This window comes from Shewanella sp. MF08487, from assembly GCF_050848685.1.
Classification (GTDB): domain Bacteria; phylum Pseudomonadota; class Gammaproteobacteria; order Enterobacterales; family Shewanellaceae; genus Shewanella; species Shewanella glacialipiscicola.
Map to the genome: position 1 here is coordinate 107,758 of NZ_JBOZPB010000001.1, position 14,039 is coordinate 121,796.

The 14,039-nt window shown below is 44.8% G+C and carries 13 protein-coding genes; 4 read left to right on the forward strand and 9 right to left on the reverse strand.

Annotated elements, in window-relative coordinates; genetic code table 11:
• Positions 1–23: 23 nt before the first annotated feature.
• The 4 genes from prc to ACRN9H_RS00450 all read right to left on the reverse strand — a co-directional run bounded on the left by prc (position 24) and on the right by ACRN9H_RS00450 (position 3,787).
• Positions 24–2,072: a carboxy terminal-processing peptidase gene (gene prc, locus ACRN9H_RS00435; RefSeq protein WP_432311983.1), complete on the reverse strand. Its 2,049-nt coding sequence runs from the start codon at positions 2,070–2,072 to the stop codon at positions 24–26.
• A gap of 28 nt (positions 2,073–2,100) precedes the next feature.
• Positions 2,101–2,730, reverse strand: coding sequence for an RNA chaperone ProQ (proQ, locus tag ACRN9H_RS00440; RefSeq protein WP_432311984.1), 630 nt, complete (start codon positions 2,728–2,730; stop codon positions 2,101–2,103).
• A 281-nt stretch (positions 2,731–3,011) separates the two neighbouring features.
• Positions 3,012–3,470: a GAF domain-containing protein gene (locus ACRN9H_RS00445; RefSeq protein ID WP_432311985.1), complete on the reverse strand. Its 459-nt coding sequence runs from the start codon at positions 3,468–3,470 to the stop codon at positions 3,012–3,014.
• Positions 3,471–3,487: 17 nt separating this feature from the next.
• Positions 3,488–3,787: a YebG family protein gene (locus tag ACRN9H_RS00450; RefSeq protein ID WP_220774280.1), complete on the reverse strand. Its 300-nt coding sequence runs from the start codon at positions 3,785–3,787 to the stop codon at positions 3,488–3,490.
• A 205-nt stretch (positions 3,788–3,992) separates the two neighbouring features.
• On the opposite strand from ACRN9H_RS00450, the gene ACRN9H_RS00455 reads away from it, so the two are divergent.
• The 3 genes from ACRN9H_RS00455 to ACRN9H_RS00465 are packed head-to-tail and all read left to right on the forward strand — an operon-like array spanning position 3,993 to position 7,870.
• Positions 3,993–4,625 (forward strand): paraquat-inducible protein A, encoded by a 633-nt coding sequence (locus tag ACRN9H_RS00455; RefSeq protein ID WP_432311986.1) that lies wholly within the window; start codon positions 3,993–3,995, stop codon positions 4,623–4,625.
• Position 4,626: 1 nt separating this feature from the next.
• Positions 4,627–5,244, forward strand: coding sequence for a paraquat-inducible protein A (locus ACRN9H_RS00460; protein ID WP_432311987.1), 618 nt, complete (start codon positions 4,627–4,629; stop codon positions 5,242–5,244).
• Positions 5,231–7,870, forward strand: coding sequence for an MlaD family protein (locus tag ACRN9H_RS00465; RefSeq protein WP_432311988.1), 2,640 nt, complete (start codon positions 5,231–5,233; stop codon positions 7,868–7,870). The genes ACRN9H_RS00460 and ACRN9H_RS00465 overlap by 14 nt, the downstream gene beginning before the upstream one ends.
• Positions 7,871–8,018: 148 nt before the next feature.
• Here ACRN9H_RS00465 and ACRN9H_RS00470 read toward each other — a convergent pair whose 3' ends face one another.
• Positions 8,019–9,245 carry a nucleoside recognition domain-containing protein gene (locus ACRN9H_RS00470; protein WP_432311989.1) on the reverse strand — a complete coding sequence of 409 codons (1,227 nt, stop codon included), beginning with the start codon at positions 9,243–9,245 and terminating at the stop codon, positions 8,019–8,021.
• 240 nt (positions 9,246–9,485) lie between these two features.
• Here ACRN9H_RS00470 and rsmF point away from each other — a divergent pair, with 240 nt between their 5' ends.
• A complete protein-coding gene (gene rsmF, locus ACRN9H_RS00475; protein ID WP_432311990.1) occupies positions 9,486–10,946 on the forward strand; it encodes a 16S rRNA (cytosine(1407)-C(5))-methyltransferase RsmF in 1,461 nt (486 codons plus the stop codon).
• Between the two features lie 242 nt (positions 10,947–11,188).
• On the opposite strand, the gene ACRN9H_RS00480 is transcribed toward rsmF, so the two are convergent.
• From ACRN9H_RS00480 to tmk, 4 genes are all read right to left on the reverse strand, one after another.
• The gene (locus ACRN9H_RS00480) at positions 11,189–11,977 is read right to left on the reverse strand and encodes a TatD family hydrolase (RefSeq protein WP_432311991.1); all 789 of its coding nucleotides are present in this window, start codon (positions 11,975–11,977) and stop codon (positions 11,189–11,191) included.
• A gap of 140 nt (positions 11,978–12,117) precedes the next feature.
• Positions 12,118–12,444, reverse strand: coding sequence for a PilZ domain-containing protein (locus ACRN9H_RS00485; protein WP_076499726.1), 327 nt, complete (start codon positions 12,442–12,444; stop codon positions 12,118–12,120).
• A gap of 10 nt (positions 12,445–12,454) precedes the next feature.
• Positions 12,455–13,408: a DNA polymerase III subunit delta' gene (gene holB / locus ACRN9H_RS00490; protein WP_432311992.1), complete on the reverse strand. Its 954-nt coding sequence runs from the start codon at positions 13,406–13,408 to the stop codon at positions 12,455–12,457.
• A complete protein-coding gene (gene tmk / locus ACRN9H_RS00495) occupies positions 13,402–14,028 on the reverse strand; it encodes a dTMP kinase (RefSeq protein WP_432311993.1) in 627 nt (208 codons plus the stop codon). The genes holB and tmk overlap by 7 nt, the downstream gene beginning before the upstream one ends.
• Positions 14,029–14,039 lie beyond the last annotated feature (11 nt).

Genomic DNA, 14,039 nt, shown 5'->3' on the forward strand with positions numbered 1-14,039 from the left:
GGATAAATCGATTCGACTAATGCCTATTTAGCGGCACTGGTTTGAGCCAGTTTTTGCACATCAGCCATATCTAAAGTGATATAGGCTGTTTCATCTAAAAATGCGTCAGGTAATTCGGCGTCGTCTTTAATGTCGTCCATTGATTTAACCGGAGCTAAACCGTTGGCGACTAGGCGCTCATTCGTTCTATCGAGGACTTTCTTCTCATCGGCTTCACGGGAAGCAATACGCTCACTTTCAACCAGAGAAACCGTTTTCTCTTTGTGATGCTTTTTAAAGTCGGCAATATCTTGATTAATATAAGCAAATTCTACATTGTCTTTTATACGGTTTAGATGCTTAGTCTCAAGGCTCGTTACTAGGTTAGGTGTAATATGATTGAGGGTGCCATATTGTGCCATAGGTACTTTATCCCAAGGCAAAGCATTTTTCTCTTCCGCTTCACCATATTCACCTGGCTCTAACGCACTGGGGAACGCGATATTAGGCGTAACGCCTTTAATCTGAGTGCTGCCACCATTTATACGATAGAACTTTTGAATCGTGTATTGCACATGACCCAATGGTTTTTCGTACATATCGTAAATACGGCCAAGGCTCTTATGTTGTTGCACAGTACCTTTACCAAAACTCGATTCACCTACAATCAATGCGCGATCATAATCTTGCAGCGCGGCAGCAAAAATTTCAGAGGCAGAAGCGCTGTAACGGTCAACCATCACAGTCAATGGCCCAGCATAACTGGTTTTACCATCGTTATCGCGGTGTGCAGATACTCGGCCATCCGCATCACGAATTTGTACCACGGGTCCCATATCAATAAAGAGGCCCGTCAGTAACACGGCTTCGGTTAATGCGCCGCCGCCATTGCCGCGTAAATCAATCACGATACCTTCAACTTTGGCTTCGTTTAATTTCACCAGCTCTTTTTCAACGTCCTGCGACAAATTCATGTAAAAACCAGGAATATGGATCACACCAACCTTACGATTAGCGTATTCACCATCTTTAGGCTCAATCACCTTAGAGGTTGCTGCTCGGTCTTCTAAACGAATTTTATCGCGTACTAAGGTGACATTGAATGGCTTAGCATTCGAGCCGCCTTTTTTAGGTAAAATTTGCAGGACAACTTTACTGCCCTTTGGACCTTTAATGAGTTCGACGACGTCGTCTAAACGCCAGCCGATAACATCAACTATCTCTGCGCCCTCTTGACCAACGCCGACAATTTTATCTTCTGGTGACAACTTTTCGCTACCCGCCGCAGGGCCGCCAGCAATTAAGCTTTTTATAACGGTGTAATCGTCTTCAAGTTGCAGCTGCGCACCAATACCCTCTAGGCTTAAATTCATTTCCATTTGGAAACGTTCAGCATTGCGTGGTGAAAGGTAACTGGTATGCGGCTCAATGCTACGTGAAAACGCGTTCATCACACCTTGGAATACGTCTTCACTGTTAGTTTGAGTCAAACGTTTAATGGCATTGTTATAACGCTTTTGCAAGATATCAACAATTTCAGGCCATTCTTTACCTGTGAGTTTTAGATTTAACGCATCGTATTTTACACGTTGACGCCATAACTCATTAATTTCAGACTGATCTTTTGGCCATGCCGCGTCATCGCGGTCATACTCATAGACATCACCAGGTACGGTGAAACTAATCTCTTTATCCAATAGGGATAAAGCATAAACAAAGCCTTCGTAGCGACGTTTTTGGACGATATCAAACATCTTATAGGCAGGCTCAAGTTCACCAGAACTGAGTATGTCATCAAATTGAGTCGCGTAAGGCTTAAAACTATCGACATCAGCTTGCGTTAATACATTGCGACGGAAATCGAGTTGCTGCAGATAACGATCAAAAATTTGTGCAGAAAAGGCATCATCAAGATTAAAACGATGATAGTGCGAACGAGTATATAAATCCGTTACCCTTTTGCTCGCAACCTTATGTTGCGCTTCCTGCTTGAGAGTGGGTAACTCGCTGATTTGAATAGTAGGTGGTACGGCCCAAGCCGAAAATCCGACAAAAACTGTGGCGATAGAGGTAGCCAAAGTGAGGTTTCGCATCAACAAGTTACTCCGTTTTAATAAATGATTACAGCAGGATATGTTCTGCTCTAACTTTAATCGTTAGGCCACTATCAAGCTGAACATGAATATCTTCCTTGTTAATATCAGTAATGACACCGGCTACAGGAGTCATACCTAATTTAACATTGACGCGTTGTTTTTTCGTTAAATCAGTCAATTGTGCTTGGACATAATTCACGACTGGCGCAGCAGCTTTAGGTGCAGGCTTAGCTGGACGTTCAGTTTTAGGACGCTGAGGAGCCGCCACCTTTTTAGGTGCTTTCTTTGCCACAGGCTTTGGTGCAAGTGCTGCACGTTTCGCTTTGGCCTTCTCTTGACTCTCTTTCAACATCGCTTGAGCATGGTCAATATGCTCTTGCTCTAACTCACCGCAAGGTTCGCCATCCAGATTAACGCGTTGTGCGCCTGCTTTAACAGACTTCAAATAGCGCCAACTGCTGGTGTAACGTCTTAAGGCAACTCTGAGCTGAGTTTTACTGACTTTAGAATCATCAGCCAACCTTTCAGCCAAATCTTGAAACAACCCGATTTTTAATGGCTTAGTTTCACCTTCAGCAATAAAGCACAAAGGAAATGTTTCATACAAATACGCCAAAATTGCATTGGTGTCGGTCAACTTTTCTGTTGATTCCATCATTACTTCCACAGTCAAAAAAGAGACATCGATTCGAGGTGATATTGATCAACTTCTTACGAGTCATTTATCTTCGTTAAACTCAATAGTGAGTCAACGTACAAATTAGCATCCTAGCCGCGTTTACTAAAGTTAAAAAATAGACCTTAACAAATTTTTACAGCTCAAAACACTAAGCTTATTTATTGCATGCTAATCAAACCAGCTTAATGCGTGCAGGCACATATTATAAGGCGCACGCCACCGATTGCGACCATGAATTATGCATTATTGTACGTAAATTAATCAAATAGGCAGCTTTCAAAACTTTTAACCAATAATTCTAGCCCTTTTTGGTCTTCTTCATCGAAACGATCCAAGATAGGGCTATCAATATCGAGTACAGCAATCACTTTACCCTGTGCACGAACTGGCACAACGATTTCTGAATTACTGGCAGAATCACAAGCAATATGACCATCAAATTGATTAACATCGGCCACTCGCTGAGTTTGATTGCTTAACGCTGCCGTACCGCATACGCCTTTTCCTAACGGGATACGTGTACAAGCTACTTTCCCTTGAAACGGGCCAAGTACCAGTTGTTCACCACGCATCACGTAGAATCCCACCCAATTAAGCTCTGTCAAGTTATCATTAAGTAAGGCTGAAAAATTTGCCATACCCGCGACAAGATCATCCTCGCCAGCCATCAGAGCTAATACCTGACGGTTCAGTGACTCATAAAATTTCGATTTCATTACATTTCCTAACAATTTTATTCTGCTGCTTCGGTCTTTTTAGCCGCTTTTTTCGCAGTAGGTGGATTCGTTGGCGTACTATTAACCTGAACGACGCCTTTAAGCAAGTTTGCTAGCTCATCTTTATTATTAGCGAAGTAGAATGCGAGTTTTTCGCTCACACTTTCATCTATACCCAAATCGGCTTGTTGAATAAAAGGGATCAGGTTGTCAGCGATATCGAGCATCTTATCGTAGGCATCAGCCTCCTTCTTAGATGTGAATGTCATCTTTTCAACCCCTTCTCTGACCACGACAAACTGTGTTATTACTGCCATGACTGCCTCGCACTGTTTTTATATACAGTAACTAGAGTGACATAGATTGAACTTGTGATGCAAGTGTTCTGATTAATCTGATATTATTAGCCTACTTTCGTTGCCAAGATAATATGAACGTTAGAGAGTATTTAACGATTATTAACATCATATGACGCACGGATCTCGCTGTTATTACTCAAAATTAGGCTAGTAATATTTTTATATGCATGAAAATACAGCAGAAAACTCAATAATCTTATGCCGTTCCTGCGATTTAGCAATCCGCAAACGAGCTTTGCCTAGCGGTGTAAGAGCAATTTGCCCGCGTTGCAGCACCGCACTTTATGACACCCCCTATTACTCTATAAATGGCATGTTAGCACTGTGTATTTCGGCATTAGTGTTTTATTTCCCGGCCAATTTTTTACCAGTACTTGAGATCCATTTTTTTGGTAGCATTCGTACCACCACTGTGTTTCAAGGTGCATTTGCCGTATTTGATCAAGGTTATTGGTTAGTAGGTTTAGCCGTGCTAGCCGCCGCAGTAATTGGCCCGGGCTTATTACTGTTATCCATCTTAGTGCAGATCTTAATTGTCAAATGGGGCTTAAATAATGTTTTGTGGCGAAAATCATTAAAGCAATTATTGAAATGTCATGGCGTATTGTCGCAACTCACTATGTTAGAGATTTATGTGATCAGTTTTTTAGTTTCTTCATTTCAGCTTTCTGATTTTTCAGATATTTACTTTGGAATGGGCACATTTTGCTTCACTATGCTATTTCTCGTGACCTTGTTTCTACAAAGAGAATACGACTTAGAACATATGTGGACGTTATTGGAAGGTCATCGCTGATATGAAACAACAAGGTAAAGATATCGGCCTATGTCTCTGCAAAGTGTGTCGCCAACTCAACAGCAGTGAACTCACGCACTGTCAGCGCTGTGAAACTGAGTTGCAAGTCAGGGACTACTCCAGCCTGCAAAAAAGTTGGGCTTTGTTGATTACCGCTGCCATCTTGCTGGTGCCAGCCAACATTTACCCTATCACTATGCTGACCAATCAAGGGCAAGTGCGGCACGACACGATTTTTTCGGGCATTTTGCATTTAGTGCATTCAGATATGCTGCCTATTGCCATCATAGTGTTTACCGCCAGTATTTTAGTACCATGGATTAAAATCATCGGCTTATCTATTTATCTGTGCGCGATCAGCTTTGATATCCCGATTTCAAAAAAGAAATTGATGGTGGGTTTTCACATCATCGAATGGATTGGCCGCTGGTCAATGCTCGATTTATTTGTCATCTCAATCACAGTGGCATTAGTGAACATGGGACAATTACTCGACGCGAAACCCGCGCCTGCGGCTACCGCATTTGCCTTGGTTATTCTGTTAACTCAGCTAGCCGCAAAAATTTTAGACACTCGTTTACTCTGGGATCGATTGGAACCTCAAGATGACACAAATTGAATCGCCGAAAGTTGTAAAGAAAAAACTCTTTTCGCCCATTTGGCTGCTTCCTATTGTCGCGTTGGCATTGGGTGCTTGGCTGGGTATTAAGAGCATTAAAGAATCGGGTGTTGAAATTCAAATACATTTTCCGAGTGCGACAGGGATTGACGTCGGTAAAACCTTAGTCAAATACCAAGGCTTAACTGTCGGTAAAGTCAAAGACATCGGTATCGATGACGATTTGAAAGGCGTGAACGTCAAAGTCATGATGGACTATCGCGCCAAACCTTTCTTAAATAGAGAAACCTTATTCTGGCTCGTCACCCCCAAAGCCAGCATTACTGGCGTTGAAGGCTTAGATGCACTGTTTTCAGGCAACTATATTGCTATTCAGCCAGGGAAAGGTAATGACGCCACTTTCTTCGAGGCCGAGCGCCAACCGCCACCAATGCAAATTGGTTCTGAAGGTGTCATGGTTGAACTGACCTCAGATAAACTCGGTTCATTAGATGTGGGATCGCCGATATTCTTTCGCCAAATACCTGTGGGTAGTGTAGCGAGCTATCGTTTAGACGGTAATCAAAGAGTGTTGATCAGCGCCTTTATTCAAGAACAATACGCTCGGTTAGTGAAGAAAAACTCGCATTTTTGGAATGTTTCTGGCGTGAAAATTGATGCTTCACTTACGGGTATTCAAGTCAGCTCTGAAAGCTTGGCGTCAATACTTGCGGGCGGCGTAACTTTCAGCTCTGACGATGATGCTCCTATCGCCCAAAATGGTGATACGTTTGCTCTTTTTGACTCAGAGATCACCGCCCTTGGCGGCATTGAAGTCAACCTAACAATGGCCGACGGTAGCGGAGTCGATAAAGGGACTCGCATTGTTTATCGCGGTATCAATATTGGCAGTGTGTTAAGTAAGCAACTTACCCAAGATGGCATTACAGCCGTAGCTAAATTTGAACCTCAATATGGTTCACTGTTAACTAACGACGGCGTGTTTTGGCTTGAAGGTGCAGATATTTCCCTTTCAGGCATTAAAAATCCAGAACGCTTACTGACAGGTAGCGTGATCAACTTCCTGCCGGGTATTAATACTAAAACGGCTATGCCAAGCAATTTTACCTTACAAGCAAAAGCGCCTGATTTACTGCAATCGAAGAAGCGTTTCTTGACCTTAACCTCAGCCGAAAACATGGGCATTTCAGCGGGCGCTCAAGTTCGCTTCAAGCAAATCCCCATTGGTTCAGTGCTTGCGGTTAAGTTAACCAAAGATTTATCGGCGGTGGAATACCAACTCGAGCTACAACCTGAGTTTGCCAGTCTAATACGCAGCGACAGCTATTTTGTGCCTGAGTCAGCATTAACGGTAAACGCATCGTTAAACGGTGTCTCAGTCAAAGCAAGGGATTTTACCACGCTCACTCAAGGTGCTGTTAGCTTGATCCAAGGTCACAGCGACACACCTTTAGCTGCTAGTGGCGCTCTGACCCTCTTTAGCTCTGTGGATACTGCGACAGCTTTTTATGATCGTCAGCAGCAAGTACATTTAACGTTAATCAGTCAAGATGGCGCCGATGTCAGCCAAGGCTCACCGATTTACTATAAAAAAATGCAAATTGGCACCGTTGACTCAGTGAACTGGCAAAGCAAAACCGAAGACTTTGCTATCAAGCTCGCTATCGACAAACAGTTTCAACCCTTGCTGAAAAAGCCAAAAGTATTCTGGCGTAACAGCGCCGTGGATATCAGTGCCAGTCTTGCCGGTATTGATGTCGCCGTTGCCCCGCTACAAGGGGCATTAAAGGGCAGCATCAGTATGGGACTGCTTGATATCAATGACAAAGTGAGCAATACAATCCCGTTAAAACTCTATGAGAGCAAGCAGCTGGCATTAACTCAGGCGCAGGCGATTCGCCTCACATTACCCGCCTCCAGCAAGCTTACGCCCAAGGCCGCGATTCGCTATCAAGGTCATCAAGTGGGTGAAGTGTCGCAGGTAAAACTCAATGCGGATCTCGATACACTCACAGCTAGCGCATATCTCTACGGGGAATATGCCGAACATTTCAGCCGCAGTGACTGTGAATATCATTTAGTGGATGCGCAAATTTCTCTAGCAGGAATTAAAGCGCCAGAAACCTTGATCACTGGCCCTTATATCGGTGTACTGCCGGGTACAAGCAGTCAAAAAGCGACCCAGTTTGTTGCCAACCTCGCTGCCAGCAGTTATGCCAATGTTGCCGAAGATGCGCTTAAATTCGTCTTAGAAGATAACACCTTAGGCTCGATGAAAGTCGGCACACCAATCTTCTTCCGTGGTATCAAAGTCGGCCAAATCGACGGTTATAGCCTATCGACACAGGGTAACAGTGTATTGATGCAGGCCCATATCGAGGCACAGTACAGTCACTTAGTGAATCAAAGCAGTCAGTTCTGGGATGCCTCAGGGATTAAAGTCGATGTCGGCCTCTTCTCTGGTGCCCAAATCGAAGCGGGCTCGCTGGAAACCTTACTCGCTGGCGGCATCAATGTGGCGACTAAGGACACAACTCAAGAGGGTAATCGTTTAGCGACTGGTGCAGTATTAAGATTGCAACACAAAGCCGAAAACGAATGGCAGGAATGGGCGCCAGCCCAGTAATCCAGCGCATTACAATCCCTAATTAAAGCTGTTAAAAATTAGTCAAAGCTGTTACAAATCAATCAGGCGCATTATGCGCCTGATTGATTTTTAGCTTCTCGAACTGTTATTGGCACATTCTAGGGTGCTCAAGACACTTGCCATCCTGTTAACCATAAAACCAATAGCAAACGGCAATCGCGGCACTGATCCCCGCAAAATCGGCGGTTAATCCACAGGCTAAAGCGTGGCGGCCGTGACGAATACCCACTGATCCAAAATACACCGCTAAAACATAAAAAGTGGTTTCGGTACTGCCCTGAAAAATGGCTGCGAGCCTGCCAGCAAAAGAATCGACGCCATGGTGATCCATTGTCTCAAGCATCATGGCTCTGGCGCCTGAGCCACTAAAAGGTTTCATCAGCGCAGTTGGCATCGCATCGACAAAACGGGTATCAAAACCCAATATCCGCACGCCAGTGACAATCAGCTGCAATAAATAATCCAGAGCACCAGATGCGCGCAGCAAACCAATGGCCAATAACATAGCGAGCAGATAAGGGATCAACTGAATTGATTGAGCAAACCCTGCTTTTGCCCCATCAATAAATTCATCATAAACCGCCACCTTGCGAATACCAGCAACAATCACGAAGGTAAATACCAGTAACAGTAAGATACCATTGCCCATTACCGTCGATACTGTACCTATCGCCTGTGCACTTAAGGTCATTAAATAAAACCCACTCGCCACTAAGCTAGAGAGCATCAAGGCGCCGTAACCGAGCACCACCGAGTTCAATAATGAAATCCGCTGCACTAATGCTACAACCAGTAAGCCCGCCAGTGTTGATGCTGAGGTTGCCAGTAAAATCGGCAGAAAAATATCCGCAGGGGCAGCAGCACCTTGCTGGGCGCGGTAAAGAAATACAGTTACTGGCACTAAAGTGACAGAGGAAGTATTGAGTACTAAGAATAAGATTTGCGCATTGGTCGCCACCGTTTTTAATGGATTTAAACTCTGCAAATCATGCATCGCCCTTAAACCAAGCGGCGTGGCGGCATTATCCAAGCCAAAAATATTCGCCGTTAAATTCATAGTAATGCTGCCAAAGGCGGGATGTCCCTTAGGGACTTCGGGCATCAAACGGCGCAGTAATGGCTCAAACACAAAGGCGATAGCACCAACCACACCGGCCTTCTCGCCTACCTGCATCAATCCCATCCACAGGGAAAGCACGCCAATCAGTCCAAGGGATATTTCAGCGGCAAGCTTAGCGCTAGCAAACAATGCCGCTACCGAAACCGATAAAACGTCAAAGTGACCATTGAACAACTGCACCGCAATTGCGAGCAGTGCCGTGATAAAAAAAGCTAACCACACACGATTTAACACACCTATCCCCCTTTATTTTACTTATTTTTATTCTATTAGCTTAACGCTGTAGTGCGTTAACTTTGGCGGCTCAATTCAATATCTGTACGATTGTCAGTACCTATCGTGTTAAGTCGTCACATCCACAGAGTATCAAAGGAGAAAATCTCAGCCCTAATAAGGGATTATGATATACTTGCGCCAGTTGAAACACAGTCTATTTCCCTCTCGTGCAATGAAATCAATGGTCCAATGAAGTCAATGGTTCAATTAAATCAAAATTTTATCAACACAATCACCCAAGAACTCCCCGCCCATTTATCCATGGACGAGTTTATTGCCGCTTGCGACAGGCCGCTTAGACGTTCTATTCGGGTCAATACCTTAAAAATCAGCAGCAACGACTTTAAGACTCTGATGCAGCCTAAGGGCTGGACGTTCCAGTCGATTCCTTGGTGTGAAGACGGATTTTGGATCAGTTACGATGAAGAAGAACAACTCGGCAATGCCTTAGAGCACATTCAAGGCTTATTCTACATTCAAGAAGCCAGCTCTATGTTGCCGCCAACCGCACTTTTTACGCCTAGTGCATTTACGACTAGTGCAAAGTGGCAGTGCGTACTCGATCTCGCCTCTGCGCCGGGTTCAAAAACCACTCAAATGGCCGCGTTAATGCAAAACCAAGGTTTATTAGTGGCCAATGAGTATTCGGCAAGCCGCGTGAAAGTCTTACACGCCAACGTACTGCGTATGGGCGCAAGCCACTGCGCACTGACCCATTTCGATGGCCGTGTTTTTGGTGAATACTTGTATGAAAGTTTTGATGCTGTGCTCATCGATGCGCCCTGTGGCGGCGAAGGCACGATACGTAAAGACGTCGATGCGCTAAAGCATTGGAGCCTAGACGATGTGTTGGCGATTAGCGAAACCCAAAAAGCCTTAATTGAATCCGCATTTCTCGCCCTGAAACCCGGCGGCAGTTTAGTTTACTCGACCTGCACCTTAAATCGCCTCGAAAACCAAGGCGTATGTGAGTATTTAAAGCAAGCCTACGGCGATGCCGTGCAATTTGAATCCTTACATGATTTATTTGATGGTGCAGAAAAGGCCACTACTGCCGAAGGTTTCTTACATGTCTGGCCACAGATTTACGACAGTGAAGGTTTTTTCGTCGCGAAATTAACCAAAATCGCCTCAGTGCCGCGTTTACTGCCCGAGCCTAAACTGCAGAAAAATTTCCCCTTCACGACTACATCAGCGAAACAAGCCCAAGGGATCAAAGACTATTTTCAGCAGGATTTAGGCATCAGCTTACCGGACGAACTCATCATGGTTCGCGATGATGAATTTTGGTTATTTCCGCACGAATTCAACGCTTTTATCGGCCGTATGCGCTTTCAGCGTATTGGCATTAAACTCGCAGATAACAGTAAGCACGGTTTTAAAGTCCGCCATGAAGCGATTATTGCTTTAGCGGGAAAACAACTTAGCCCAACGGCAAAAACGGTCGATGTGAGCGATGTTGAAGCTAAAGAGTATTTGATGGGGCGAGATATTCCCTTAGCTACGGCAGGCAAAGCCCAAGGTGAAGTGATCGTCTGTTATGGCGGCGCGCCATTAGGCATGGCGAAACATTTAGGCAATAAGTTAAAAAACAACCTGCCCAGAGACTTAGTGAAAGATAAAGTGTTATTGCTACCAGAACAGACAAAATCGTTATAGTTCTGCTGTTTTTTAGCGATAAATAACCTAAAAAAGGGGAAGGTGAACGCGACTCTAGGGCAAAAGCTCGACTACACTGAGTCTATATGTAAAGCGCACTGCATGGCGCTTTCACCTGTAGCGCACGGCTCTTCAACGAGCCATTCCCCTAGGCCCAAACAGCTTTAATCGTTTTGGGCCTTTTTTTATGCATGTACGCTGACAATCACGCAATCGCATAAAGTGATTAAAAGCACTTGCAGCTAACGGCCAACTAAACGCGCTGCATCTTTGAATAAATTAAAGAAGTTATTGCTGGTGTATTCAGCAAGATCTTCGTAACGCTCACCTCTAAGCTCAGCCACAAACTCAGCAACATCGCGCACATAGGCGGGCTGATTCTCTTGTCCACGGTGTGGAATAGGCGCCAAATAAGGCGAATCAGTTTCTACGAGCAGACGATCCTGAGGCACTTTGCGGATAACGGTTCGCAGATCACCGGCATTTTTAAAGGTAACGATACCTGACACTGAAATATAAAAGCCGAGATCAATCGCCGCTTTCGCCATCTCCCAGTTCTCGGTAAAGCAATGCAGCACGCCGCCGACGTTATCCGCATTGCCCAGCTTAAGCATATTGATGGTGTCTTCACGTGCATCACGGGTATGCACAATCAAAGGTTTATTCACTTCTACCGCAAGGGCAATCTGCTGCTCAAAACATTGCTGTTGTAGCAGTTTAGTGTCGTCTGCATAAAAATAATCTAACCCCGTTTCACCAATCGCGACCACTTTAGGATCGGTGGCAAAGCGGCGAATTTGCTCAACATCGAGGCCTTCTTTAACGTCTAATGGATGCACACCCGATGACAAAAATACCTGTTCGAAGGCTGCAACTTTATCTCGCATCGATTCAAATCCTTGTTGGCGGACATTGACGCACAACATATAATCGACGCCACGAGCTTTAGCACTAGCAAGAATATTTTCAAGAGTTTGTTGATCAGGCGCCGCTTTGAGGCGATCAAGATGACAGTGTGAATCAATAAGCACAGAGATTTCCAAGCAGAGTAACAAAATGACGACAAGGATACCCAGCCAAGGGATCGAGGTCAAATTCGACAGCAATGAATAATAGGTTTGGACAGCGAGTAAACACTAAAAAATACGGCAATAATGCAAGTGGGATATACCTACATAGTACAGGTTAAATCCCCAGAGGCGAGTTCGCGGGACAGTAACTTTTCGATATGGTGCTTATGACTATCTGGCTCAGACACAATTTTAATCCCAATGCCCACAGGACGTCCACCCGAAGCACCTAAAGGATTTATCCAGACCACTATACCGCGAAATTCATTCATAAGCGTTGCGCCCGGTAAACGATACGAAATCGTCAGGGGTTGACCGAGATAATGGCTTTCGCTGGTTGCAATGAATAATCCTGCCGGCTTAATAAAAGGCATATAGGCGCGATATAGCTGATGTAACGTATCAAAATTAACGACGAGATCTACCATGGTTTATTACTTATTTTATTATCTCTCTATATTCTAAGACATAACTTTGACACAAGGCCAGATAATTGACGCTCGGCATTGTACTTAAGCTATGACACATTCCCATGATCTTTGCCGCCAAGTTCCCGATCTGCGCTTGAATAAACGCATCTTGATGGCTGTTTTTCAATAAAACCTGTCGCATAAGTAGGTATAGAACCTTAAGAACATCAATTATTTGTTGTTCACTTATCATTAACAAACTAGCACACAGATGACCCGACGACAAACTTTGAGCCCAATCTTTGCGAAACTGTAGCAAGGATTGATAACGGCTTTGTTGGGCACCGTCAGATAGCAAACTCTCTGCCAACTTTAGCGGTCCACCCACCACGCTCAGACACCAAGTGACATCCTCTTGGATATCACATTGCTGCGCTAACCAGTTTTTGATGATCTCTCGACTTGGCACAACGAAGGGAATGCGTTGGCAGCGGCTGCTGACCGTCGCCATTAGACGTGCAGGCGTATCCGACTGCAATATCAGTAAAGTATCTTTACCGGGTTCTTCAAGAGTTTTAAGTAGCGCATTGGCAGCGGCGGAGTTAAGCCGCTCACTATGATGAATAAGAGCGATACGTCGGCCATTTTGCTGTGCTGTGGCGGTTAGACGAGTACAAAGCTCACGAATTTGATCGACCTTAATTTGATTACCGTCGGCGGCAATATGGTAAAAATCAGGATGATTACCCGCATCAAAGAGCTGACAAGACTTACAAAAACCGCAGGCTCCCACTCGCGTAGGTTGCAAACACATGGCCGCACGCGCCATAAAAACAGCCAACAATTCGCCGCCATAGGCAGAATCAATACCGACGAGCTGAGCATGGGGGATTTTTTGCCTGGTTAATTGCGCTAAAAATGCTTGTCTTGGTGCTTCGAGCCAAGGCAATTGCTCAGACGTAAATTCCAACCCGGCTACCATGCCATCGCCTGTAACACAGCTAAGATATCCTTATGGACTTCGGCCATGGTTTGACTCGCATCAATAACAATAATACTGTCATCTTCGCTGGCAAGTTTAAGGTACGTAGCGCGAGCCCGCTCAAAAAAGTCAATCGCTTGCTGCTCAATTCTATCCAGTTCACCGCGCTTAGCTGCGCGCCTAAGTCCAAGCTTAGGATCTAAATCTAGGTACAAGGTCAAATCGGGTTTGAATCCTTTTAGCGTGGCATGACTCACCGCCTCCACTAACGGCATTAAGCCGCGGCCACCGCCCTGATAGGCAAGCGACGATAGATTATGCCGATCGCCCAATACCCATTGACCCTTTGCAAGCGCGGGTTTAATCACATTGGCAACCAACTGAGCTCTAGCGGCATAGATGAGTAAACACTCGGCTTCATCACACAGAGGATCGCTTACATCGGCTATTTTGACTAAATCGCGGATACGTTCAGCAAGCGGCGTACCACCGGGCTCACGGGTACAAATAGGCGCTTGTCCAGTGTGTTTTTCAATAAAATCACGAATAAGGTTAATCGCACTCGACTTACCAGCGCCTTCTAAACCCTCAATAACAATAAATTTTGCATAAACTGACATGGGATTACTCT